The 24,054-nt window shown below is 60.2% G+C and carries 26 protein-coding genes and 1 tRNA gene; 16 read left to right on the forward strand and 11 right to left on the reverse strand.

Translation table 11 applies throughout. From position 1 onward, the window contains the following. Window positions 1-72 precede the first annotated feature (72 nt). Window positions 73-354, forward strand: coding sequence for a hypothetical protein (locus CO667_RS18265; RefSeq protein ID WP_097619829.1), 282 nt, complete (start codon window positions 73-75; stop codon window positions 352-354). Between the two features lie 118 nt (window positions 355-472). Here CO667_RS18265 and CO667_RS18270 read toward each other — a convergent pair whose 3' ends face one another. Next, the gene (locus CO667_RS18270; protein ID WP_097619707.1) at window positions 473-727 is read right to left on the reverse strand and encodes a GlsB/YeaQ/YmgE family stress response membrane protein; all 255 of its coding nucleotides are present in this window, start codon (window positions 725-727) and stop codon (window positions 473-475) included. A 584-nt stretch (window positions 728-1,311) separates the two neighbouring features. Here CO667_RS18270 and CO667_RS18275 point away from each other — a divergent pair. The 3 genes from CO667_RS18275 to CO667_RS18285 all read left to right on the forward strand — a co-directional run bounded on the left by CO667_RS18275 (window position 1,312) and on the right by CO667_RS18285 (window position 3,848). Next, entirely contained in the window at window positions 1,312-1,467 is a 156-nt protein-coding gene (locus CO667_RS18275; protein ID WP_018495827.1) for a hypothetical protein, read from the forward strand. Between the two features lie 510 nt (window positions 1,468-1,977). Then, a complete protein-coding gene (locus CO667_RS18280) occupies window positions 1,978-2,871 on the forward strand; it encodes a transglutaminase family protein (RefSeq protein ID WP_097619708.1) in 894 nt (297 codons plus the stop codon). Between the two features lie 158 nt (window positions 2,872-3,029). Beyond that, a complete protein-coding gene (locus CO667_RS18285) occupies window positions 3,030-3,848 on the forward strand; it encodes a transglutaminase family protein (protein WP_097619709.1) in 819 nt (272 codons plus the stop codon). A gap of 15 nt (window positions 3,849-3,863) precedes the next feature. Here CO667_RS18285 and CO667_RS18290 read toward each other — a convergent pair whose 3' ends face one another. Further along, window positions 3,864-4,088 (reverse strand): alkylphosphonate utilization protein, encoded by a 225-nt coding sequence (locus CO667_RS18290; RefSeq protein WP_003559525.1) that lies wholly within the window; start codon window positions 4,086-4,088, stop codon window positions 3,864-3,866. Between the two features lie 231 nt (window positions 4,089-4,319). Between CO667_RS18290 and CO667_RS18295 the strand changes: the two genes are divergently transcribed. After that, the gene (locus tag CO667_RS18295; RefSeq protein ID WP_097619710.1) at window positions 4,320-5,450 is read left to right on the forward strand and encodes a hypothetical protein; all 1,131 of its coding nucleotides are present in this window, start codon (window positions 4,320-4,322) and stop codon (window positions 5,448-5,450) included. Between the two features lie 253 nt (window positions 5,451-5,703). On the opposite strand, the gene rutC is transcribed toward CO667_RS18295, so the two are convergent. Continuing rightward, window positions 5,704-6,090, reverse strand: coding sequence for a pyrimidine utilization protein C (gene rutC, locus CO667_RS18300; protein WP_097619711.1), 387 nt, complete (start codon window positions 6,088-6,090; stop codon window positions 5,704-5,706). Between the two features lie 42 nt (window positions 6,091-6,132). Continuing rightward, window positions 6,133-7,122, reverse strand: a complete 990-nt coding sequence (locus CO667_RS18305) for a quinone oxidoreductase (RefSeq protein WP_097619830.1) — start codon at window positions 7,120-7,122, stop codon at window positions 6,133-6,135. 380 nt (window positions 7,123-7,502) lie between these two features. Here CO667_RS18305 and CO667_RS18310 point away from each other — a divergent pair, with 380 nt between their 5' ends. Then, the gene (locus CO667_RS18310) at window positions 7,503-8,387 is read left to right on the forward strand and encodes a LysR family transcriptional regulator (RefSeq protein WP_097619712.1); all 885 of its coding nucleotides are present in this window, start codon (window positions 7,503-7,505) and stop codon (window positions 8,385-8,387) included. A gap of 36 nt (window positions 8,388-8,423) precedes the next feature. On the opposite strand, the gene CO667_RS18315 is transcribed toward CO667_RS18310, so the two are convergent. Next, a tRNA-Ser gene (locus CO667_RS18315) sits at window positions 8,424-8,513 on the reverse strand. A 268-nt stretch (window positions 8,514-8,781) separates the two neighbouring features. Here CO667_RS18315 and CO667_RS18320 point away from each other — a divergent pair. Further along, complete coding sequence (locus tag CO667_RS18320) at window positions 8,782-9,108, forward strand: GYD domain-containing protein (protein ID WP_179874179.1); 327 nt, start codon at window positions 8,782-8,784, stop codon at window positions 9,106-9,108. A gap of 88 nt (window positions 9,109-9,196) precedes the next feature. Here CO667_RS18320 and CO667_RS18325 read toward each other — a convergent pair whose 3' ends face one another. Next, window positions 9,197-10,048, reverse strand: coding sequence for a glycine betaine ABC transporter substrate-binding protein (locus CO667_RS18325; protein WP_097619713.1), 852 nt, complete (start codon window positions 10,046-10,048; stop codon window positions 9,197-9,199). A gap of 276 nt (window positions 10,049-10,324) precedes the next feature. Beyond that, window positions 10,325-12,364 carry an NADH:flavin oxidoreductase gene (locus tag CO667_RS18330; protein WP_097619714.1) on the reverse strand — a complete coding sequence of 680 codons (2,040 nt, stop codon included), beginning with the start codon at window positions 12,362-12,364 and terminating at the stop codon, window positions 10,325-10,327. A 303-nt stretch (window positions 12,365-12,667) separates the two neighbouring features. On the opposite strand from CO667_RS18330, the gene CO667_RS18335 reads away from it, so the two are divergent. Both CO667_RS18335 and CO667_RS18340 read left to right on the forward strand, forming a co-directional pair. Next, window positions 12,668-13,156: a LysR family transcriptional regulator gene (locus CO667_RS18335; RefSeq protein WP_097619715.1), complete on the forward strand. Its 489-nt coding sequence runs from the start codon at window positions 12,668-12,670 to the stop codon at window positions 13,154-13,156. Beyond that, window positions 13,113-13,592 (forward strand): LysR substrate-binding domain-containing protein, encoded by a 480-nt coding sequence (locus tag CO667_RS18340; RefSeq protein ID WP_097619716.1) that lies wholly within the window; start codon window positions 13,113-13,115, stop codon window positions 13,590-13,592. Before CO667_RS18335 ends, CO667_RS18340 begins: the two co-directional genes overlap by 44 nt. 86 nt (window positions 13,593-13,678) lie before the next feature. Here CO667_RS18340 and CO667_RS18345 read toward each other — a convergent pair whose 3' ends face one another. Beyond that, on the reverse strand, window positions 13,679-13,882 hold the full coding sequence (locus CO667_RS18345; RefSeq protein WP_028758513.1) for a hypothetical protein: 204 nt from the start codon (window positions 13,880-13,882) through the stop codon (window positions 13,679-13,681). Window positions 13,883-13,991: 109 nt separating this feature from the next. Then, the gene (locus tag CO667_RS18350) at window positions 13,992-14,465 is read right to left on the reverse strand and encodes a hypothetical protein (RefSeq protein ID WP_245433150.1); all 474 of its coding nucleotides are present in this window, start codon (window positions 14,463-14,465) and stop codon (window positions 13,992-13,994) included. Between the two features lie 428 nt (window positions 14,466-14,893). On the opposite strand from CO667_RS18350, the gene CO667_RS18355 reads away from it, so the two are divergent. From CO667_RS18355 to CO667_RS18370, 4 genes are all read left to right on the forward strand, one after another. Continuing rightward, window positions 14,894-16,000, forward strand: coding sequence for a septal ring lytic transglycosylase RlpA family protein (locus tag CO667_RS18355; RefSeq protein ID WP_097619718.1), 1,107 nt, complete (start codon window positions 14,894-14,896; stop codon window positions 15,998-16,000). A 74-nt stretch (window positions 16,001-16,074) separates the two neighbouring features. Beyond that, window positions 16,075-17,268 carry a D-alanyl-D-alanine carboxypeptidase family protein gene (locus CO667_RS18360; RefSeq protein WP_097619719.1) on the forward strand — a complete coding sequence of 398 codons (1,194 nt, stop codon included), beginning with the start codon at window positions 16,075-16,077 and terminating at the stop codon, window positions 17,266-17,268. A 135-nt stretch (window positions 17,269-17,403) separates the two neighbouring features. Continuing rightward, window positions 17,404-18,084, forward strand: coding sequence for a dTMP kinase (gene tmk, locus CO667_RS18365; protein WP_097619720.1), 681 nt, complete (start codon window positions 17,404-17,406; stop codon window positions 18,082-18,084). An 8-nt stretch (window positions 18,085-18,092) separates the two neighbouring features. After that, a complete protein-coding gene (locus CO667_RS18370) occupies window positions 18,093-19,118 on the forward strand; it encodes a DNA polymerase III subunit delta' (RefSeq protein WP_097619832.1) in 1,026 nt (341 codons plus the stop codon). An 80-nt stretch (window positions 19,119-19,198) separates the two neighbouring features. Here CO667_RS18370 and CO667_RS18375 read toward each other — a convergent pair whose 3' ends face one another. Beyond that, a complete protein-coding gene (locus CO667_RS18375; RefSeq protein WP_097619721.1) occupies window positions 19,199-19,987 on the reverse strand; it encodes a sulfite exporter TauE/SafE family protein in 789 nt (262 codons plus the stop codon). 234 nt (window positions 19,988-20,221) lie between these two features. Between CO667_RS18375 and metG the strand changes: the two genes are divergently transcribed. Genes metG through CO667_RS18390 form a run of 3 tightly spaced genes read left to right on the forward strand, consistent with a single transcriptional unit; the run spans window position 20,222 to window position 23,382 of the window. Continuing rightward, window positions 20,222-21,772, forward strand: a complete 1,551-nt coding sequence (gene metG / locus CO667_RS18380) for a methionine--tRNA ligase (RefSeq protein ID WP_097619722.1) — start codon at window positions 20,222-20,224, stop codon at window positions 21,770-21,772. Between the two features lie 4 nt (window positions 21,773-21,776). After that, on the forward strand, window positions 21,777-22,559 hold the full coding sequence (locus CO667_RS18385) for a TatD family hydrolase (RefSeq protein WP_097619723.1): 783 nt from the start codon (window positions 21,777-21,779) through the stop codon (window positions 22,557-22,559). Between the two features lie 4 nt (window positions 22,560-22,563). After that, the gene (locus CO667_RS18390; RefSeq protein WP_097619724.1) at window positions 22,564-23,382 is read left to right on the forward strand and encodes an MBL fold metallo-hydrolase; all 819 of its coding nucleotides are present in this window, start codon (window positions 22,564-22,566) and stop codon (window positions 23,380-23,382) included. Here the strand turns inward: CO667_RS18390 and CO667_RS18395 are convergent. After that, window positions 23,379-24,005: a TerC family protein gene (locus tag CO667_RS18395; protein ID WP_097619725.1), complete on the reverse strand. Its 627-nt coding sequence runs from the start codon at window positions 24,003-24,005 to the stop codon at window positions 23,379-23,381. The genes CO667_RS18390 and CO667_RS18395 overlap by 4 nt on opposite strands. Between the last annotated feature and the right edge of the window lie 49 nt (window positions 24,006-24,054).

Raw genomic sequence — 24,054 nt, forward strand, 5'->3', positions numbered from 1 at the left:
AAAGATCGGTTGCGGCGGAACCTTTCGGGCCGCCATTTCGTTGAAACGGCATCCATGAAACAGGAGCAGACCATGGCAGAATTGAAAACCGCTTCCGCCGAATCCACCGCTGCGCGCGTCAAGGCTGATATGGCAGCAGACGACCTGTCGGCGCAGGTCGCAGCCCTTCGCAACGATCTCTCCCGGCTGACGGAAAGCGTGGTCGCGCTCGGGCAAGGGGCAAAATCGGCGGTGACCGACGAGGCGTCGCTGATGACGGAACAGTTGCGCGACAAGGTTCGCGAAGAACCGCTGATCGCCCTCGCGGTGACGGCAGGCATCGCCTATGTTTTCGGGCTGCTGAGCCGTCGCTGAGAAAGACTTCAGGACAATGAAAAGCCGGGCGCCCTAATTGCCCGGCTTCTGGTGTTTCGATGGCCAGCTATCGCTACCGGGTCCGCTGGCGCGACCGGGCCAGCTGGCGCGACCGGGGTCAGCGGCGGATGAGGCGGCCGACGAAAATCAGAATGCAGGCGCCGACGAAACCGGTGATCAGATAACCCAGCCAACCGGCAAGCGGCTGGATGTGCAAGAAACCCAGGATCCAGTTGGCGACAATGGCGCCGACGATGCCGAGCAATATGTTCATGAGCAAGCCCATGTTGCTGCTCATGGCCTTTTCCGCCAGCCATCCGGCGATGCCACCGATTATGATGGCTGCAATCCAACCTACACCTGCGTTTTCCATGGTTAGCTCCCTCCTGGTAAACCGACTCGAAACAATGCATGAAACGGAAGGAAATTCCACTCCTGGCAGAATTTAAAGCGGCTTACGGGTGCAACTGGGTGACCGGCGTCTCCAGCGCGTAAACAGCCAGCTGGAACAGGAGGCCTGATATGGCGAGCATTGCGAAGCCGACAGGCATGATCAGGCTTTTGTCAAACATTCTTTTCTCTCCCCTTTGAGAAAAGAATAAACTCAAGTGGCCGCTGCGCAAGGTTATTACTAATAAATAGTTAAGTAACTGCATTTGAGTAAAACTTAAAGTATCGAAACGACACACCTGTTATTTTGCGAGACGGAAAGACATATACTCGAATAACTTGAGCAGATTACGGGAGAGATGACTTGTGAATGTTTTTCTTGCCTTGAAAAGCTGCGACCGAAAGCGATGGCAAGCAATGCCTCGGGTGACTACACTTCAATAGTTCGCGGCATTTTTCCAGCGGATTAATCCGTCGCCCATTCGATTCATGCCGGCTTCGACGGATTGATTTTGGCGCGAAGCGCATCATTTTATTCAGAAGCCATTCGATCCGAGGGAACACCTGATGTCAAAAGCTGCAATCGCCATCGCCTGCATCTGCCTGCTCACCCTGTCCGGCTGCGGCAATACCGCATACGGGCTGAAGAAGGATGGACAGGAGGCGAGCCACGCAATGGACAATGCGACACACCGGGTGCTTTCGGCAGGCGCCAAGAAGTGAGGCAGGCGCCAGAAAGATACGCGCGATAGAAGAATTACGACGAAAAAAGCCCGCCTGGGGTGAGGCGGGCTTGCAATCACAGGAGAATGGACGGATTGACGCCGTCTCAGCTAATGAAGCACTTGCTGAAGCGCATGGCTTTACGTCATTCGACGTATCCGCGACCGGCGCTCTTCCGGCAGCGAGGCCATGCGACCAGTCTATCGAAGAATCAGAAATTGCCCCAGTTCTGAGCGCGGGCACGGGCGCGAATAATCCGGTATTCGCGACCGCCATAGAGCGAGCCGATTGTCAGCAGAAGTGTCAGAACGTCCCAGATGATATGCATGTTATCCTCTTAGGTTGGACGGCTCTGCCGTCGATCGGTTGATGTAGAATAGCAATCTTTCGAATGTGCTTATATGACAAGAAATCGGGATGAGCGGGGAAGCGGGCAGGGCGCTTTCGCAGAGGAGAGGCGGCGCCGCCGCCTTGGAGAAGCACCGTGAACAGATTATCGGACGGCGGCCGATGACGATTTTCTCCGTCCGCCACATCACCTCCTATCGCTACGTCAGGGAGGTCGATTTCGGCGAGCATCGGTTGATGTTCCGGCCGCGCGACAGTTTCGACCAACGGCTGATCGAAGCGTCGTTGACGATCTATCCAGAGGAAAGTCATGTGCGCTGGATCCACGATGTTTTCGGCAATTGCGTGGCGCTCGTCGATATTTCGAGGCCGGCGTCCGAGCTTCGTTTCGAAACCTGGATCACCCTCGATCATACGCCCCATGTCGCCCTGGATCTCAAGGTGGACGACCAGGCGCTCACTTATCCATTCTCCTACGACAAGGACGAGATTGCCGATCTGACGCCGGCGATGCAGCGCCATTATCCCGACCCCAACGATGAGGTCGGACGCTGGGCGCGCCAGTTCTTGCGCCGGGGACGCCCGACGGAGACCGGGCATCTGCTGATGACCCTCTGTTACGCCATTCGGGAAAGCTTCGTCTATCAGCGCCGGATGGAGCACGGAACCCAGACGCCGCTGCAGACTTTGCAGCTTCGCTCCGGCACCTGCCGGGATTTCGCGCTGCTGATGATGGAGGCGGCACGCGTCCTCGGCCTCGCGGCGCGCTTTGTCACCGGCTATGTCTATGTTCCCGACCGGGACGGCTCGACCGTGCTCGGCGGCGGGTCCACCCATGCATGGTGCCAGATTTATCTTCCCGGCGCCGGCTGGGCGGAATTCGATCCGACCAATGGGATCGTCGGCAACCGCGATCTCATTCGTGTCGCAGTCGCCCGCGATCCGCGCCAGGCCGTGCCGCTGAGCGGCAGCTATGACGGCGATGGAGCGGATTTCGACAGCATGACGGTGCAGGTCAACGTCACCACGAGGCAATCACGATTGCCTCCGAGGTAATCCTGGATTACCTCCGAGGTAATTTCGATTATCTCCGAGGCAATCTCGGATCACCACAAGTCTCCGCAGGGTGACAGTTGCCCTTGCGGGAACCGGGTAGCGCGATCAACGTTCCATACTCACCTCCGCACATGCGGAGCCGCGATAGGGAAGCCACAATGAAGATACGCGCCGGGTTTCATCTGGGCTATGAATGCATACAGCCGACACCGATGCTGCTCGTTCTCAATATTCATCCTTCCCGCCGCGCCGATCTTCTCAGCGAGCAGGTCCTGACATTCGACCGGGCGATCGAGGCCTGGGAATATACCGATGGATTCGGCAATGCCTGCAGCCGGATCGTCGCCCCGGCGGGCATGACGACGATCTCTACGGAGTTCGAGATCTACGACAGCGGCCAGCCCGACGTCGTTCCCGAAGATGCCGTCCAGCACGCGATCAACGACTTGCCGGACGAGGTGCTCGTCTTCCTGCTCGGCAGCCGCTATTGCGACACCGACAGGCTTGCCGATTTCGCCTGGGCAACCTTCTCGTCGACGCCGCTCGGCTGGGCGCGCGTCCAGGCGATTTGCGATTTCGTCCATGACCACATCACCTTCGACTACCTGAAGGCCGACCTCCTGCGGACCGCGCATGGCGGCTTCATCGACAAAGCCGGCGTCTGCCGCGACTTTGCCCATCTCGCCATCGCGCTTTGCCGATGCATGAATATCCCGGCGCGATATTGCACCGGTTATCTCGGCGATATCGGCGTTCCGATCGATCCCAATCCGATGGATTTCAGCGCCTGGTTCGAGATCTTCCTCGGCGGCCACTGGCATACGGTCGATGCCCGCCACAACACGCCGCGCATCGGCAGAATATTGATGGCGACCGGCCGCGACGCCACCGATGTCGCAATGTCGACGGCTTTCGGCCCGGCAACGCTCGCCCGTTTCGAGGTGATCACCGAGGAAGTGCCGCAGGAGGGCGATTGATGCGGCGAGGTGGCTCTATGCCTTCTTCAAAAACTCGGTTTTCAGCACCAGGCCTTTGACCTGCTTGGTGCTGCACTCAATCTCACCGGGATTGTCGGTCAGGCGAATGCCCTTCACCAGCGTTCCACGCTTCAGCGTCTCCGAGGTTCCCTTGACCTTGAGATCCTTGATCAGGGTTACGGAATCGCCGTCGTGAAGCTGGCTTCCGTTGCTGTCTTTTACAATGATGTCGTCGGCCATGATGTCCTCTTTTGATGATCCCGGACGGGAAATCATGGCGACACGGCATAGTCAACCATTACGAACGGGACGATCGAGACAGGTTCGACATCTGCTGGCTCATTCCGGGGTAACGCTTGCCGAGACGCTGCGAATCCTCGAAACTCACGGCGTGCTGCATCCGGTCTGATCAAGGCGGGATCGCAGACTGGAACCGCCTTCATCCACGATGAAATCTCGATCACCACGGCCATGAGCGAATATCAATACTACGAATTCCAAGCGATCGACCGCCCCCTCAACGAGGCAGATCGCCAGTCCCTTCGGGATTTATCGACGCGGGCGCGGATCACCTCCACAAGCTTCACCAATTCCTACGAGTGGGGCGACTTCAAGGGTGACCCGGCCCACCTCATGGAACGCTGGTTCGACATGCACCTCTATCTCGCGAACTGGGGGACGCGGCGCCTGATGATCCGCTTTCCAAAGCGACTCGTCGACCTGCAACGCTTCGACGGATTTCTCCGCGAGGTCGATGGTGTCGAGCTCACCCCCTCGGGCGAAAACCTGATCCTCGACATCGTATACGAGGAGGAGGAACCAGAGGATGACAGTGAAGACGGATCGGGTTGGCTCGCGGCGCTGACACCGTTGCGCACCGCTGTGCTCGGCGGTGATCTCAGGCTCTTCTATCTGCTGTGGCTGATGGCGGTCCAAGCGGAAACGCTCGGGCCGGAGGAGGTGGCGCCGCTGCCCGGGATAGGCCCGATGACCGGTGAGCTTGAAGCCTTCGCGCAGTTCTTCGGTCTCGATGCCGACCTCGTTGCGGCCGCCGCCGAACGCCCCGCGGAGACGACATTGAGCGGCCCCATGGCGTCGGATGCCGTCCGGCGGTTCGTCACCGCCTTGCCCGACAAAGAGAAGACGGAGATGCTTGTCCGTCTGATCGAGGGCGATCCGTATGTGGCAAGCGAGTTGCGGAAAAGCGCCCGGAGCCTTCCTAGCGCGAGTTCTGCAGCCGCCACGCATACGGCCGCGGACCTGCGAGCCCGTGCCGGCGCGATTTGCGATATCCGCAAACGCGAGGAGAACGAGCGGCTTGCGGCAGAAAGAAAGCGGCAGGAGGAGAAAGAGGCTAGCGCCCGCCGCGCCCGGCTCAACGCGATCATACAACGGGGCGATGCAGTCTGGCGCGAGGTCGAGATCGAGATCGCGCGGCGCAACGCTTCCGGCTATGACGCGGCCGCCAACCTCCTCGCCGACCTGAAGACAATTGCCGAACAAAATGGCAGCACGGCCGATTTCACCCACCGCCTGCATTCGATCCGTGAACTCCATGCTCGAAAGGAGCGCTTCATCGAGCGGCTGGCCGCTAGGCAATGATCGCCTCCATGCGGATGGCGCTGTAGCATTCCTGCAAAACTCAGACCAAGGCCCGATCTATCCCGGACTTTATGCCCATGGCAAACCCACGTCACTGCAATAGGTTTGCGGCATGAACGGAGTTGCGGAGTTTGCAGTGACAAAGATTTTCGTTGCGGGAATGATATTTACGCCGCTTATCTTCTGGGGTTCCGTCGGCGTCCTGATATACGCGTACCTCTCGTGAGGGCTCTCACGCGCCGCAATCTCCCGCCTATATCCCTATATGAGCGACGGTCGCGATTTCGATCAGCGCATCCGGCCTCACGAGGCCGCATTGGAGGCAGTAGCGCGCGGGTTTGTCACCGGGGAAATATTCCGCATAGGCCTTGTTGACGGCCTGGTAATTCGCCCAGTCGCTGATGAAGATATGGTTCATCGTCACATCTTCCGTCGTGCCGCCGGCGGTTTCGATCACCAACTTGATGGTCTCCAGCACATGGCGGGTCTGAGCGCCGGCATCGCCCGGATGCACGACGTCGTTGTTCGCATCTAGGGCTAACGTACCCGAGACATAGAGCACGCCATCGGCAAGCACGCCGGGCGAATAGGGCGCGATCGGCTCGCCGATTCCCTCAGGCGCCACGATGGTTTTCGGCATCGACTTCTCCTTTGATATTGCGAGGGCATCGGGGCAGGTGCGTCAGGGAATGAGGATGATCGAACCGCGGGTGCGGCGGGCTTCCATGTCCTCATGCGCCTTGACCGCATCGCTGAGCTTGTACTTCGACAGGTTCGGCGCCTTGACGATACCGGCCTCGATGGCGGCGAAGAGATTCCTGGCTGCCGCCTCATACTGGCCGCGATCGGCCGTGTAGTGCGCGATGGACGGACGGGTGACGAACAGCGAACCCTTAGCGCCGAGCGACGCCACATTCAAAGGCGCGACCGGGCCGGAGGCTTCCCCGAAGCTGACCAGTGTGCCGCGCGGGCTGAGGCACTCCAGCGACCCGGCAAAGGTATCGGCGCCGACGGAGTCGTAGACGACGCGCACGCCCTTGCCGCCGGTGATCTCGGCAACCCGGGCTTTGAAATCTTCCCTGCTATAGATAATCGTGTGGTCGCAGCCGTTTGCGCGGGCGATCTCGGCCTTTTCCTCCGAGCCGACGGTGCCGATCACGGTGGCGCCGAGATGCTTCAGCCATTGGGTGGCGATCGAGCCGACGCCGCCTGCCGCGGCGTGGAAGAGGACGGTGTCGCCTTTGGTCACCGGCACGCAGCGATGGATCAGGTATTCGACCGTCAGCCCCTTGAACACCAGGGCGGCGACGGTTTCGCTGTCCAGCGCCTCCGGCACCGGCAAAGCGCGTGCCGCGGGCAGGTTTCGATGTGTGGAATAGCCGTTCGGCGGACCGCCGACATAGGCGACGCGGTCACCGATTTTGAAATTGCCGACGCCATCGCCAAGAGCGGTGACGATACCGACCCCTTCCACGCCCAGCCCGCTCGGCAAGGGAAGCTGTGCCGCAAAGACGCCCTTGCGATGGTAGACGTCGATATAGTTGACGCCGATGGCCAGGTGTTTTATCTGGATTTCGCCGGCAGCCGGCGCGGTGAGTTCTATGGTTTCCCGACGCAGAACATCAGGTGCGCCGAATTCTGAAAAGCGGAAAGTGTCTATTGCAATTGTCATGGTTGCCTCGTGGGAGCGATAGGTCGACCGGATCAGGCTGACCCGACGACGGAGAAAAAAATTCGCCATCGGGTCAGTGCGATTGGCCGCTGAAGATCGCCGCGGCGGCGGCGACCGGGGCGGCATCGATTGCCAGGGGAAGGAGCGGGTGAAAACCGCTCGGGCGCGCACCGTTGATACAAGCTTGAACGATCATAGTGACAAGCCTCACGCCTGTTGGGCCGTTTGAGAATCGGCCATACCAAATTTGGAAACTCTAAGACTTGGAAATCCAGCGGCGGCGGCGATTTCCCTTGCCGCTGCAGTCCCGATCATATCAAATCAGGCGCAGTAGGCGATTGCCGATTTGGGCAACCGTCATTCCAAAAATGGAAAGACGCATGGACTGGAATGACCTAAAATTCTTTCTCGCCGTCGCCGAGTCGAGATCGCTCAGCGCGGCGTCACGCCGATTGGGCGTGAGCACCTCAACGGTCTCCCGCCGGATCATCGCCCTCGAGCAGGCGTTGGGACTGTCGTTATTTCGGCATCATTTCGACGGATATGAACTGACCGAGGCCGGGATGAAGCTGCAGAGGCCGGCCGAACAGGCCGAGACGTCCTTGAAGGCTTTCGAACGATCGGCCAAGGACAGCAGCGACACGCTCTCGGGCGTCGTCCGTATCGACGCGCCCGAGCTGCTCGGCCAGCAGTTCCTGCTCCCCAATCTGGCGGGCTTCCTGCAGGACTATCCCGGCATCCAGCTCGACATCCGCTCCAGCGTCCGGCCCGTACAACTCGCCACCCAGCAATCCGATATCGTCCTTCGGATCGTTCCACCGGAGCGGGGCAGCTACCGAATGCGCAGCGTCGGCAAAGTCGCGTTCGGCCTCTATGCCAATCGGGATTATGTGGAGACCCATGGCCAGCCGTCGAATGACCGAGATCTGCAATCTCACCGGATGATCGGATGGAGCGAGGAGCTGCGTTATCTCTCGATGTCGGTGTGGCTGGACGAGCTTTTCCCCGACCTGCAGCCGGCCATGCGGCTGAGCTCGTTCACCGCCCAGTTGACCGCCGTCGAAAGCGGCCTCGGCATTGCGGTTCTGCCGTGTTTTGCCGCAAACCGAACCGAGTTGGTGCCCGTGCTCACAGACATCCCCAGGCTGATCCTCGACCTGTGGCTTCTCGTGCAGGATCAGGCTGGTCGGATACAGAGGGTTCAGATCGTGAAGGAATGTCTGGTGAAGATTCTCACGGAAAGCAGTGGTCAGCTAGAGGGCTGACTAAGCTACGTCCTGTTCTCGTGGGACAATGGGAACTGGCGGAAGAGGTGGGATTCGAACCCACGGTACGGTTTCCCGCACGCCGGTTTTCAAGACCGGTTCCTTAAACCACTCGGACACTCTTCCATCCGATTGAAAAGGTTTCAGAAATCCACAGTCTGTCGATTTCTGCGAACCGGCCATTGCCGCCGATCTGCGACCCAATCATTCGATGGCTGGCTTTTTAGCAGCTTTGATAGCAGCGTCAACGTGCTCTGCAGCATTTGCCGGCATCTTCGATGATCGCCGTTTTGCGAATGAACCGGGCAGACAGGCCCGGTCCGCACAATGGAAATAACTGGCGTTCTCCCGGGCTTGAGCGTTTACTGTTTTGTTCTGGCGGAGGACGCAAGCCATGGCCATGTATCTCACGCGTTTCAGTTACACGCCCGAGACGTGGGCGCGCATGATCGAAAACCCCGAAGATCGCCGGGCGGCGGCTCGGACCTACATTGAATCGGTGGGCGGAAAGCTCCATGGGTTCTGGTACGCCTTTGGCGAGCATGACGGTTGGAATCTGTGGGAGGCGCCTGACAACGTATCGATGGCGGCGGTCGCGCTGGCAATCGGCGCAGGCGGCGCGCTCAGATCCATGGAGACCACCGTCCTCCTCAGCGTCGAGGATACGATCGAAGCCTTGGAAAAGGCGAAGTCGGTTCGGTATCGGCCACCGGCAGCATAAGCAGCGGCCCAATGCCAGCGAGCCCTCCGCGACTCCAGGTAAAGTCCAGGCCGGGCCGCCGATCGCTCGGTGGCCCGGCCGTTAAGAGTTACTTCGACTTGATGTTTTCCCAGCGCTTCAAGAGGTCGGCATGAGTGTCGGTCCAGCCCTTAACTGCCTCGTCCATTGTCTTGCCATCGGCGACCGCGCCGGCGATCGCGGTGATATCTGCTAGTGGGAGATATACGCTGGCGATGACTTCGCGCGCATGCGGGTTTTCGGCGGAGAAGCCGCTCTTGGCTATCCAGTTGTAGGTCTGCGCCAGCGGGAATATCGCCTTCGGGTCATTCAGAAACTTGACCGGGTACTTCTGTATCATCCACGATGGCTCCCAGAGCGTCACAGCAATCCATTCCTTTCGGTCGATGGCCGACTTCAATTCAGCCGTCATCGCAGCCGTGCTGCCTTCGACAAGCTGTAGCTTGAGGTCATAGGCTTTGACGGAGTTGGCGGCATCGCGCATCAGGCCTGAACCCGGTTCGATACCGACGATCTTGCCGCTGAACTTGTCAGCGTTGGCATTCAACTGCTCCATTGAGTCGATCGGCACATAATTCGGAACCGCAATAGCCTGGTACAGGCCAAACGAAACCGGCGATATCTTCTCCAGCTTCTTCTTGTTCTTATCCCAATAGTCCTGTGCAACGTAGTCTGTCAGCGAGGCGAGAATCTGGATATCGCCCTTGCTGAGAGCGGCATAGGCGATGCCCCATTCGGAGAACGACACGACCTTGACGGTGTAGCCGGAATCTTCCAGCGCCTTCTTGGTGACACCGCTGATCGCTCCCAGATCTTCCCACTGCATCGTGCCAATGGTGATTGTCTTTTCTTCCGCGTGCGCGGGCAGCATGGTCATTCCGAACATGGCCGCGGCACAAAGCATTTTCCACAACGTCATCATTTTTTTCTCCTAGTTTTCGTTCCCCTTTTCATGAAACACCAGCGGTCGGCCTGGCCTTCATAATTACGCGGCGAGGGGTCATCCCTGCGCGCAATTCCTGCAATCAGATCACCGAGTCTGCTCCTAGCCATCATGGCCATGACCTTGCAGACGGGGCGGGGCCTACATCTTTCGGGACTTCATGCGTGCCTTGACTTGCGTATGCCTTTAAGATCGATCAGTGGAGGACTGGCCGAAATCGAACTGCCTGGCGGGATTTCAACCCTGCGGCCTTGATCAAACCGCGGCCATGAATCGATGCGCGTCGTATATGGCCGCGTGGATGTTCCTGCTTGCGACCGCATCGCCAATCCGAAATAGCTGAAACTTGCCCCCGGGATTATTGACAACAACTTGCGGCTTGCCCGCTATGAAAGCCCGGTAATCGATTTCACCTTGGTTCCGGGAGAGCGGCTTGAGCGAGAAATAGAGTTCGTCCATCGGCTTCGTCCCGCTTTCGACGACAACCTGGTCCACTTCTTTTTCGACGCAGACCTTAGAATACTCGTCGAAAAATATGACTGCGATCCTGTTTCCGCGACGTTGGAGGCGCTCAATGCGCAAGTTCAGGGTGAACTTTGCGCCTGCTTTGTTGAGGGCACGGAAATAGGCGGGGTAGCTCGTTGCCCCGATGTCCGGCGCAAGGGTTCGTGCAGGCGTGACAACTTCAAGATTCGAGCCCGCGTCGGCCAGAAACTCAGCGATCGTCATGGCGGGGTGCGAACCGTTGTCGTCGTAGACCAGCACATTTTTCGCGGGCTGAACGCTTCCGCCGAGGATGTCCCAACTGGTCGTCGCAAGCTCCTGTCCTTCCTCAAGACAGTCAACATTAGGCAGTCCGCCCGTGGCAACGACGACGACGTCGGGTTCTTCTGCCACAACGTCACTCTCATCGACGAAGCGATTGTAGTGGAATTCGACGCCGAGGCGCTCGCATTCATACAAGCGCCAGTCCACGATCCCAAGGATTTCGCGACGTCGTTTCAGTGCCGCGGTTATTAGAATTTGTCCGCCTGCTTTGGATCCAGCCTCAAAAACCATGACCTTGTGGCCCCGCTCGGCCGCGACCCGTGCAGCCTCAAGACCGCCCGGTCCCGCTCCGACGACCACAATCTTATGCATTGGCCCGTTGGTCTTCCTGATCACATGCGCGAGGCTGCCCTCCCGACCAGTCGCCGCATTGTGCACGCAAGTGGCGTTGCCAGCGGGGTAGATGGAGTCGATGCAGAACCCCATGCCGACACAGGGGCGAATTTGATCCTCCTTCCCTTCGGTCACCTTGCGGATGATGTGAGGATCGGCAAGGTGCGCGCGTGTCATGGCGACCATGTCAAGCTTGCCGCTCGCAATCGCGTGCCGTGCGGTAGCCACATCCTGAATTCTTGCCGCATGGAAGGTCGGTATCTTCACATTCTGGCGAACCTCTCCGGCGAAATCGAGATGGGGAGCAGATGCGGCTCCCATGTTCGGAATCACGTGGCTCAAGGCCTCGTCCTCTGAGACGTGGCCGCGAATGACGTTGACGAAATCGATCAATCCGCTGGCCTTCAATCGACGGGCAATCTCCACCCCTTCGTCGCGCGAGAGCCCTTTATCCCAAACTTCATCGCAGACCATACGGACGCCGACGATGAACTCGTGGCCGATACGCTTGCGGATGGCGGTTAGAATATCGTTCACAAGGCGCATCCGGTTCTCGAGCGAGCCACCGTATTCATCGTCCCGCTTATTTGTTGCCGGAGACCAAAAATGCGCGATGAGATGCGAGGCGCACTCAAGCTCGATACCGTCAAGCCCTGCCGCTTTGACCCGCTCCGCACTGTCGGCATACCCTGTGATCACGCGCTCGAAGTCCCAATCCTCCATCGCCTTGGGATAGGCGCGATGCGCGGGCTCCTGGATGTGGGACGCATCGATTATCGGAAGCCAATCGCCTTTATTCCAGTTGGTTCGGCTTCCAAGGTGAGTGATTTGAATCATCACGGCAGCGCCGTGGTCGTGAACGTCGTCGGCAAGCTCTCGAAGCCACTTCACGGACTCGTCTTTGTGGAGCTGGATATTGCCGAACGCCTGGGGACTGTCGATGTCGACGACGGACGAACCGCCGATCATCGTCATAGCTATTCCGCCTTTGGCCTTTTCCGAATGGTAGAGACGATAGCGCTCCTTCGGGAGGCCGTCTTCAGTGTATCCCGGCTCGTGCGCCGTCGACATCATCCTGTTTCGGAGTGTCAAATGCTTGAGTTGGAAAGGCTGGAGCAATGGATCGTTTGGCATCTCAATTGTTCCCGTGACGGCCTATGTCGTTGTCGCCTGTTCTCCCGACGTCGGGTTGTGGCGGGTGAACGACAATGTCCGGCGAGGGCGTGAGGCCGTAAAGGGCAAATAAATTCATGGAAGTATGAGGCAGGATCGATAAAGTCCTTCGAGGTGGGATCGGCCGACGGGTGAGTGGGTGATCCCCCGCCAGGCTTGTTGACCACGCTAACGATAGGGTGTTCGCTTCTTGCCGGTGCGCAGTCTTGCACCGTGTGACGGATTCCGTGCGCTGCAATTTTCGAACGGCGAAGAACTCAAACCATGAGTCATGAAAGTCAGTCGTTACGACGGTCAATTCCCTCCCTCCACAGCCTGATCCTGTTCGAGGCTGCGGCGAGGTATCTGAATTTTTCGAAAGCCGCCACGGAATTGTCCATTACTCAGCCCGCAGTCAGCCACGGGATCAGGCAACTCGAGTCGTCTCTCGGCCACGCCCTTTTCGTCCGGGAAAGACGGGCGCTAAGCCTGACAACGCAAGGCCAACGCCTCTATTCGGCAGTATCGGGAGGATTTGCGTCGATCGCCGAAACGCTTGACGATATCGCCGGCATGCCTCGCCGAGACACCCTCGTCATCAGCGCCTCGACGGTCATGGCGACAGAGTGGCTAATGCCGCTGCTGCCGGAATTTCGCCAAGTCCATCCCGACTTGATGATTGACCTGAGATGCCTGGACCGCGATCCAGCGATGACGACGAGTAATATCGATGTTCCATATTCGGCTCGGCGATGGGAACTGGCCGGATTGTGATGCCATTCCGCTGTGGAACGAGGAAATATTGCCTGTTTGCAGCCCGGTCTATCAGGCGAAGAGCAAGCCTCTGTCACTTGCCAGCGATATACTGTGCCATCGGCTTATACACTACGTTGACCCGTATCGCTTCAGGATCGGTTGGGCCGACTGGTTGCGGGCTACAGGCGTCGGCGCTCCGCCGACCTTGCCGACATCGCTGCAGGTTAACGATTCCCTTGTCGCGATGAAGGCCGCTGAAAATGGCGAAGGCATCGCGCTCGGTTGGCGACCTCTCATCGATCGTCCCCTTCGAGAAAACCGCCTCGTCATTGCTCTTGACCGCACCCTGAAGACAGGGAGGCGTTTCTATGCGGTAACGCCAAGTGCCCCGAACCGCAGAAAGGTCGCCCTGATTTTCAGAGACTGGCTGGCGAACCGTTTTGAAGGTCTTTGAGGCGCGCATGTCGTTCCCGCCCTTGGCGTGATTCCGGAGGGAATGCTGCGCATAGACGCAATTCCAACGGCTTTGGGAAGTGGCAGCTAGCCCCCGTCGGATCCAAGGCCCTTCGGACCGTTGAGCTGGTTCATATCCTCGCAAAGAGAACGAACCGCCTCCATCGTCACGGCGAGTGCCGACATCAGGATCGAGATGTCGTTGTCTTTATCTGGTTGGGAAAGCGCGCGAGATCGAGCGTGCAACTGTTGGCTGACCGTGTCGAGCTGCAGAATGGTTTCATTATTCATGGTGATCCTCCAAAGGTCTAAACCTTCAAAGCTCCCGGCGGGCATTTCGTTCCATACAGCCACGAAGCGTCAAATACGCAATCCGCCATATGGCAATTGGTGACGTGACTTAGCCGTTCGGTTTGCGCAAGGGCGGAAGCCGCATGTAGTAGGAGTCCAGAGGGTCGTAAGATCCCTTTGGCTCGCCCTTGCCGGGTTTTACCAGATTAGGCGCCAGTTTTCCCTCCGGCCCGAACATATAGTCGATGCCGGCGCAGAGATGGGCGAGGGAGCGGTAGTTGAAGTATTTGAACCAATCGTTCGCAAGGAAAGCGGCTTCGTCCCAGGCCTTTCCGCGCAGGCGGTGATATCCGGCCTGCTGCAGAAAGGCCTCGCCTGTCCTCGTATTAATGGTGGCGCCGAGACACAAACTGCCGGCGATCAGCGACAGCCTGAGCACTCTGATGGTTTCGGCATCCTTGTTCGGTAAGGGCTTCAGGGCCTGGGCAAGATAGAAATTCGTGCTGGGATCATTGGTCATCGTCTTGCGCCAATAGGCGGGGAAATCTTCCGCGGCGGCACTGACGGCCGATGAGACGGTCATTATAACAAGCAAAATCAAGCTTTTAAAAATTCCGCCCATGGCAATCCCCCAACCCTGCGCAGAGAATGCTTAGCGCTATTTCGCCGGGCGAGGCAAGGTGGCGCCGCGCCGCTTGGGAAAGCCGCTCCGGCCTGTGCCAATTTGGGCTTTTCGGGCATTCGCAAGTGAGTTCAGATTTACCATATGCCCCGCATCGGCACGAGGCGTCAGGGCCTTATTACGGCGACGAGGGGCAGGGCGGCAACGTTCGCGTTAGTGATTTATAAACCATAATCATTAGAATTGTCGCTATCGCTGCGAAATCCTTCGTAAATTTGCCACGAACTTAACAAGATTAAAGTCTCGTTAGGCGGGCGGGGATAAGGCGTAATGGCCCAGGATGGGGCAGAGTTCCTTAACCATAACGATCTTTGAGCGGCGTGGGGCACATGAAATTGGGATACGGGGCGGCGTCTTTCGCAACGACAGCACGGTGGCTGGCGATCTCGGCGATGTGTGCGACGGTTGCGGCATGCGGCACGACACAGGCGGTGCCGAAGAAGAAATCCCACGGCAAGGAATATTTCTCCGAATCCGAATATGGCGTGAAGGCGAGCCCGCGGGTTGCCACCGGCAACAATATCCCCAAGGGCGGCGGCCGCTACATCGTCGGCAATCCTTACGAGGTAAAGGGCAAGTGGTATTATCCGAAGGAAGACTTCGCCTATAACAAGGTCGGCGTCGCCTCCTGGTATGGCTCGGCCTTTCATGGCCGCCTGACGGCGAACGGCGAAGTCTACGACCAGATGCACCTTTCCGCCGCGCATCCGACCTTCCCGCTGCCGAGCTATGCGCGCGTCACCAATCTCGAAAGCGGTTCCTCCGTCATCGTGCGCGTCAACGATCGCGGCCCCTATCACGAAGGCCGCATCATCGACCTGTCCAACAAGACGGCCGACATGCTGGATCTGCAGCACAGCGGCACCGGCAAGGTGCGCGTGCAATATGTCGGCCGCGCCCGCATGGACGGCCATGACATGCCCTATCTGATGGCCTCCTACGTGCCGAAGGGCAGCCGCATTCCCGGCATCAATCCGGAAGGCCAGATCGCATCCGGCGTGATGGTCGCCTCCAACAGCCGCAAGATCACCCGCGACCAGCTGCAGAGTTCGGAAGATTATGAGACGCCGGCCAACGTGCCGGTGCCGATGTCGGCGACGTCCTATGCCGGTTCGACGCCGAGCGCGCGCTACAATGCGGCACCCGCCGCAGCGCCCGCCCTAACCGCGCCCGCTCATGTTCTGGTGGCGCCGTCAGCACCGTCCGTCAACAATGCCGCGCCGTCCTTCGACCAGATGGTCGTGCTGCCGGAGATTGGTCCCATGCCCTACGAACGGCCGCTCGGCTCTCTCGCGCTCGGTTACCAGAACGAGGATGTGAAGACGGTGACCGTCGATCTCGCCTTCGACGCGGTGATGGTGCGCAATGACGGGCTGACGCAGCAGTCGATCCTTGCCGCGGCCAAGCGTCATCAGGCAAAATCCGCCGCGCGCTGAGCGCGGCAATTGCATCGGATTTCCTCTCGCTCTAACCTTCTGAAATACGCCCCCCTGATCGATGGGAATTCTTGATGCTGAAGCCTTTGCTTCGCCTGCTTGCATGCATCATGCCGCTCGCCACCGGCGCACTCGCAGCCGATAGCGGTACCGCCGGTTTTGCCACCAAGGCGGCGCAGGCCTATATGATCGAGGCTGCCACCGGCACGGTGCTTCTCGCCAAGAACGAGGATCAGGGCTTTTCGCCGGCTTCGCTCGCCAAGCTGATGACGATGGATCTCGTCTTCGAGGCGGTGACGAAGGGCCAGATCAGCCTCGATACCGAATATCCGGTTTCCGAATATGCCTGGCGAACCGGCGGTGCGCCGTCGCGGACGGCAACGATGTTTGCCAGCCTCAAATCGCGTGTGCGCGTCGATGACCTGATCAAGGGTATCGCCATCCAGGGCGCCAATGACAGCTGCATCATCCTCGCCGAAGGCATGGCCGGAACCGAGCAGCAGTTTGCCGTGTCGATGACGCGGCGCGCCCGCGAGATCGGCATGGAGAAGGCCGAGTTCGGCAATTCCACCGGCCTTCCCGATGGAAAGAGCAAGGTGACGGCGCGCGAGATGGTGATCCTGGCCACGGCCCTGCAGCAGTCCTATCCGAACCTCTATCCCTATTTCGCCCAGCCGGATTTCGAGTGGAACAAGATCTTCCAGCGCAACCGCAACCCGCTACTCGGGCTCGATCTCGGCGCCGACGGGCTGGCGACCGGCTTTACCGAGGGCGAGGGCTATTCGATCGTCGCTTCGGTTGAACGCGACGGCCGGCGCCTGTTTCTGGCGCTGGCCGGCATCGCCTCCGACAAGGAGCGGACGGAGGAGGCCAAGCGGGTGCTGGAATGGGGGCTGACGGCCTTCGAAAACCGGCAGATCTTCGCCGACAAGGAAGTGATCGGTGCCGCCAGCGTCTATGGCGGCACGGCGCGCACCGTCGATCTCGTCGCCAAGGCGCCGGTCAGCGTCTATATCCCGATCAGCAACCCCGACCGGCTGTCGGCGCGCATCGTCTATCGCTGGCCGCTGACGGCGCCGGTGCAGCCGGATACCCAGGCCGGCACACTCAGGATTTTCGCAGGGTCCCGGCTGCTGAGGGAAGTGCCGCTCTATACCGTGCAGGCCGTCGGCGAGGGCTCGCTCAGCAGCCGGGCGGTCGACGCCATGCTGGAACTCGGCGAATCGCTGTTTTTCTCCTGGCTCTGGGACAAGTCGGCGCCCGGCTGAACAGCAGGCCTTCCCATGCGTTTTGCTGGGAAAGGTGAATATGTCGCCGCGGCGAAAGGTTTTCCTCCCCGATATCTTCGGATAGATAGAAGAGGTGGGGCGCACGCGGGGCGCCTGGAATGCGGGAAGTTGGCATTGTCATCCGGTATGGGATTGTTCGTTACATTTGAAGGCGGGGAAGGCGCTGGTAAATCCACGCAGATCCGCCGCCTCGCCGCGGCGCTGAAGGGCGAAGGTCACGACGTGCTGGTGACGCGCGAACCGGGTGGATCGCCGGGGGCGGAGGCCGTGCGTCACGTGCTCTTGTCAGGGGCTGCCGAAGCCTTCGGCACGCGGATGGAAGCGATCCTCTTTGCGGCGGCGCGCAACGACCATGTCGAAGAGGTGATCCGGCCGGCGCTTGGCGCCGGCAAGATCGTGCTCTGCGACCGCTTCATGGATTCTTCCCGCGTCTATCAGGGCATCACCGGCAATCTCGAACCCGATTTCATCGAGACGCTGCAGCGCATCGCCATCAACGGCGTCATGCCGGATTGCACCGTGATCCTCGACATCCCCGCCAAGATCGGGCTGGAGCGGGCGCAAAAGCGCGCCGCCGCCGACGCTCCCGATCGCTTCGAGAAGGAGCGGCTCGAAACCCACGAGAAACGGCGCGAGGCCTTTCTCGATATCGCCGCCCGCGAGCCGGAGCGCTGCCACGTGGTCAATGCCATGCAGACCGAGGAGGCGATCGCCGCCGAGATCCTGGCGATCGTCAAACAGCTGCTATCGCCCGCAGGCCGTGCGCGCATGCCGGAAGCCGCCCATCATGAATGAAGGCCATCATGAGTGAGGATAGACCCGGACTGCTCGACGGCGCCATCTGGCCGGGCGAAAATACCCGGCTGTTCGGCCATGAGGAGGCGGAGGCCTTCCTGGCGCAATCCTACCGATCCGGCAAGGGCCACCACGCCATCCTGATCGAGGGGCCCGAGGGCATCGGCAAGGCGACGCTCGCCTTCCGCTTCGCCAATCATGTGCTCTCGCATCCCGATCCCGAGACGGCGCCGGAGACGATCGGCGATCCGGATCCGGCCTCTGCCGTCAGCCGGCAGATCGCCTCCGGCGCCTCGCACAATCTCCTGCACCTTGCCCGGCCGGTCGACGAAAAGACCGGCAAGGTGAAATCGGCGATAACAGTCGACGAGGTGCGCCGCGCCGGCAAATTTTTCTCGCAGACCTCCGGCACCGGCAACTGGCGGATCGTCATCATCGACCCGGCCGACGACATGAACCGTAATGCGGCCAACGCCATCCTGAAGATCCTGGAAGAACCGCCGAAGCGGGCGCTGTTCCTGGTGCTCTCGCATGCGCCGGGGCGATTGCTGCCGACCATCCGCTCGCGCTGCCTGCCGCTGAAACTGGCGCCGCTTGCCGACGACGCGCTGGTCGCCGCCCTTGACCATCTCGGCATAGCAGGCGAGGGCGGGGCAGTGCTTTCGGCCGCCAAGGGCAGCGTCGGCGAGGCGCTGAAACTCTTGAACTACGGCGGCGGCGAGATCATTGCCGCCTATGACGAGATGCTGTCGGCCGAGGGGCCGACATCACGCAAGGCGATGCATCGGCTGGCCGACGCGCTTTCCGGCCGGGAAAGCGACACGATCTTCGATTTCTTCGTCAGCCATGTCGGTGACGACATCATGAACCGCGCGCGGGCGGCGGCAGGCGAGGGGCAGATCGCCGCTGCGGAGCGACTGGCGCGGCTCTATTCGGAGATCACCGAGCGGCTGACCATTTCCGATGCCTATAATCTCGACCGCAAGCAGACTATCATCAGCATTCTCGCCGATATCAAGCAGCCGGGCCTTTAAAGCGCGAACGCGCTTTAATTCTCTAATTTATGCATGTCGTTATCTCAAAACCGCTGCACACTTTTGGGCGACATGCATTATCAGCCGGTCAGCAGCTTGCCTGCGACGACGGCGAGCGTGGCGGCAAGGACGATGCGGATGGTGCGTTCGTGCAGTTTCGGCGCCAGCAGGCTGCCGATGATGATGCCGGGGATAGAGCCGATGAGCAGGGCAAACAGCATCGGCCAGTCGATCTCGCCGATCAGCCAATAACCCATGCCGCCGATCAAGGTCAGCGGGACCGCATGGACGATATCGGAACCGACGATCTCGCGCACATCGAGCCTGGGATAGAGGACCAGCAGGATCGTCACCCCCAGCGCACCGGCGCCGACCGAGGTCAAGGTGACGAGCACACCAAGCAAGAAGCCGAGAATGACGGTAAACGCGAGGATGGTTGCCGGCCGCGGCGGCGTGCGGTCGCCGATGGCGCGGCGCGCCAGCTCGAGGATCGGGCCACGGAAGACCAGCATGATCGCGGTCATGACGAGAAGCCAGCCAAGCGCCGTGGTGATCGTGTTGGTGACGCCAATGCTTTTGCGATCGACGCCGGCCAGCAGCCAGAGCATCAGCAGGGCGGCCGGCACGCTGCCGATTGCGAGACTGCCGACGATCTTCCAGTTGACGCGCCCGTGCATGCCGTGAACGGCAGTACCCGCGGTCTTGGTGATCGCCGCATAGAGAAGATCGGTGCCGACGGCGGTGGCGGGATGGACGCCGAAGAGCAGCACCAGCAGCGGTGTCATCAGCGAACCGCCACCAACGCCGGTGATGCCGACGAGGGCGCCGACGAACAGGCCCGAAAGCGAATAGAGCGGCTCGAATGTCAAACAAGCGCCCCTGACGGCGCGCAGCCACGACAATTCCGGTAGATGAAAACTGGCACTTGGTTCTGTTCCGCCCTCTTTTCCATGACGGGTAGATTGCGGCAGAAGCTGAGTCAAGTTCACCATGCCGACCTCCCGGAAATCATTGGCGGCGGTGAAACTTGATGTTTCGCTTGACGGTGACATGCGCTAAGAGCGGCTGACCATGTTTATAGAGTTAGCCGGACATTGGCCGCCATGACAGACAAGACACCCTTCTACATCACCACTGCGATTTCCTATCCCAACGGCAAGCCGCATATCGGCCATGCCTATGAGCTGATCGCGACGGATGCGATGGCGCGCTACCAGCGCCTGGACGGCAAGGACGTGTTCTTCCTGACCGGCACCGACGAACACGGCCAGAAGATGCAGCAGACGGCGCGCGCCGAGGGCATCACCGCGCAGGCGCTTGCCGACCGCAACTCCGGCGAATTCCAGGCAATGGCCACGCTGCTCAACGCCTCGAACGATGATTTCATCCGCACCACGCAGGAGCGTCATCACGAGACATCGCGCAACATCTGGAATCTGATGGCCGAGAACGGCGACATCTACAAGGACAGCTATGCCGGCTGGTATTCGGTGCGCGACGAGGCCTATTACCAGGAAAACGAGACGGAGCTGCGCGCCGACGGCGTGCGCTACGGGCCGCAGGGCACGCCCGTCGAATGGGTGGAAGAGGCAAGCTATTTCTTCAAGCTCTCTGAATACCAGGAGAAGCTGCTGGCCCATTACGAGGCGAACCCCGATTTCATCGGTCCGGCCGAGCGCCGCAACGAGGTGATCTCCTTCGTCAAGTCGGGCCTCAAGGACCTTTCGGTCTCGCGCACGACCTTCGACTGGGGCATCAAGGTGCCGAACGATCCCGCCCATGTCATGTATGTCTGGGTCGACGCGCTGACCAACTACCTCACCGCGACCGGCTATATCGAGGATAGGAACGGCCCGCGGGCGAAATACTGGCCGGCCGACGTCCACATCATCGGCAAGGACATCATCCGCTTCCATGCCGTCTATTGGCCGGCCTTCCTGATGTCGGCAAAGCTGCCGCTGCCGAAGCGGGTCTTTGCCCATGGCTTTCTGCTCAACAAGGGCGAGAAGATGTCGAAGTCGCTCGGCAACGTCGTCGATCCCGTCAATCTGGTGAACCATTTCGGCCTCGACCAGGTGCGCTACTTCTTCCTGCGCGAGGTCTCCTTCGGCCAGGACGGCAGTTATAGCGAAGAGGCGATCGGCATCCGCATCAATTCCGATCTCGCCAACGGCATCGGCAATCTTGCCAGCCGCTCGCTGTCGATGATCGTCAAGAACTGCGACGGCAAGATCCCGGAATGCGGGGCGCTGAGCGACGAGGACAAGGCGATGCTGGCCCAAGCCGACGCGCTGCATGCTTCGACGCGCGAGGACATGGGCAAACAACAGATCCACCGGGCGCTCGCCTCGATCATTGCTGTTGTCTCCGAGACAGACCGTTATTTCGCCGGCCAGGCGCCGTGGGCGCTGAAGAAGACCGATCCGGAGCGGATGGGCACCGTGCTTTACGTGACTGCCGAAGTCGTGCGCCAGATTGCCATCCTGCTGCAGCCCTTCATGCCGGAATCATCCGGCAAGTTGCTCGATCTGGTCGCGGCGCCTGACGACAAGCGCGACTTCGCCGCCCTCGGTGAGGCCGGCCGCCTCGTTGCCGGAACGGCCCTCGAAGCGCCGACGCCGGTCTTCCCGCGCTACGTGGCTCCGGAGGCTTGAAGCCGTGCTGATCGATACGCATTGCCATCTTGATTTCGCCGATTTCGAGGCGGAGCGCGACGAGATCGTCACGCGCGCCCATCAGGCCGGCGTTGCGCAGATGGTGACGATCTCGACGCGGGTGCGCAAACTTGATGGGCTGCTTGCCATCACCGAGAAATATCCCTCGGTGTTCTGCTCGGTCGGCACGCATCCGAACAATGCCGACGAAGAGCTGGATATCCAGACGGAAGAGCTGGTGCGTCTCGCCAATGCCCATGAGAAGGTGGTGGCGATCGGCGAGGCCGGTCTCGACTATTTCTACGACACGCAGAAGCCTGAGGACCAGCAGACCGGCTTCCGCCGCCATATCGCCGCGGCGCGCGAGACCGGGCTGCCGCTCGTCATCCACAGCCGCAGCGCCGACGAGGACATGGCTGCGATCCTGACCGAGGAAACCGGGAAGGGGGCCTTCCCCTTCATCCTGCACTGCTTCTCGGCCGGCCCGGAGCTTGCCAAGACCGGCGTCGCGCTCGGCGGTTATGTCTCCTTCTCCGGCATCCTGACCTTCCCGAAGTCGGAAGAGCTGCGCGAGATCGCCAAGACGATCCCCCAGGATCGGCTGCTGGTGGAAACGGACGCGCCGTATCTGGCGCCGAAGCGCTGGCGCGGCAAGCGCAATGAACCGTCCTATGTCGTCAACACCGCCGAGGTGCTGGCCGAGACGATCGGCCTTTCCTATGCGGAGGTCGCACGGATCACGACCGAGAACGCTTTCCGGCTGTTCTCGAAGATGCCGAGGGTCTAGCGGCGTGCTCTACCGGCGGCGCTTCACCATTCTCGGCTGTTCGTCGTCACCCGGGGTGCCGCGCATTACCGGCGACTGGGGTGCCTGCAATCCCGACAATCCGAAGAACCGGCGCACACGCGCCGCCTTCATGGTGCAGCAATTTGCGGGGGATGGCGGTGTCACCACCGTCGTCATCGACACGGGGCCGGATTTTCGCGAGCAGATGATCAGGGCAGGGGCCGACCATGTCGATGCCGTGCTCTACAGCCATCCGCATGCGGATCATATTCATGGCATCGACGATCTGCGCGGCTATTTTCACAATACCCGCCGCCGGGTGCCGATCTTCGCCGACCAATTTACGATGGACAGGCTGCGGGACGCCTTCGGCTATTGCCTGGAAACGCCGCCGGGCAGCAATTATCCGCCGATCGTGCTGCCTGTCGTCATCGAAAACCTCGACGAACCTCTGGAAATCCGCGGTCCCGGCGGCACGATCGCCTTCCATCCGCATCTCCAGCAGCACGGCGATATCCATTCGCTCGGCTTCCGGATCGGCGATGTGGCCTATTGCAGCGATATCAGCGATTTTCCGCCGCAGACGGTCGAGAAGCTGCAGAATCTCGACGTGCTGATTATCGACGCGCTGCAATATACCTATCACCCGAGCCATCTGTCGCTGGAACAGTCGCTCGATTGGATCGGCCGGCTGAAGCCGAAACGGGCAATCCTTACCCATATGCACACGCCGCTCGACTACGACGTTGTCATGGCCGAGACGCCGGACCATGTGGTGCCGGCGTATGACCAGATGAGCTTCGAGACCGAGGTCAGGCTCTAAAACTTGAACCCGCTCGCTTGCACGTAGGGCAGCACTTCGACGCCGCCGCGATGGATCATGTCGAGCGAAACATAGAGGATGATCAGCAAGCCGACATAGGCGATCCAGCGATGGTTGTTGAGCAACCGGGCGATCAGGTTGGCGGCGATACCCATCAGCGCGATCGACAGAGCAAGACCGATGATCAGCACGCTCGGATGTTCGCGCGCCGCACCGGCAACGGCGAGCACATTGTCGAGCGACATGGAGACGTCGGCGATGACGATCTGGGTGGCCGCCTGGAAGAAGGTCTTTTTCGGTGCGCTTTCGGCGCCCGCCGCGTCGTGGTTTTCGCCATGGCCGGCGCGAAGCTCGCGCCACATCTTCCAGCAGACCCACAGAAGCAGAAGTCCGCCTGCCAGCAGCAGGCCGACGATCGCCAGCAGATAGACCGCGACGCTGGCAAAGAGAATACGCAGGATGGTCGCGGCCGCAATACCGACGATGATCGCCTTGCGGCGTTGCGTCGCCTCGAGGCCGGCAGCGGCAAGACCGATAACCACGGCGTTGTCGCCGGCGAGAACGAGGTCGATAGCAATGACCTGCAGCAAAGCCGTCAGACCGGCTGCCGTAAAGATGTCCATATGAAATATCCCCAATGCGTCAACAGCCGTGCTAGCGTCTCGAAGGTTT

Source organism: Rhizobium sp. L43 (assembly GCF_002531725.1).
In the GTDB taxonomy this organism is placed as follows: domain Bacteria; phylum Pseudomonadota; class Alphaproteobacteria; order Rhizobiales; family Rhizobiaceae; genus Rhizobium.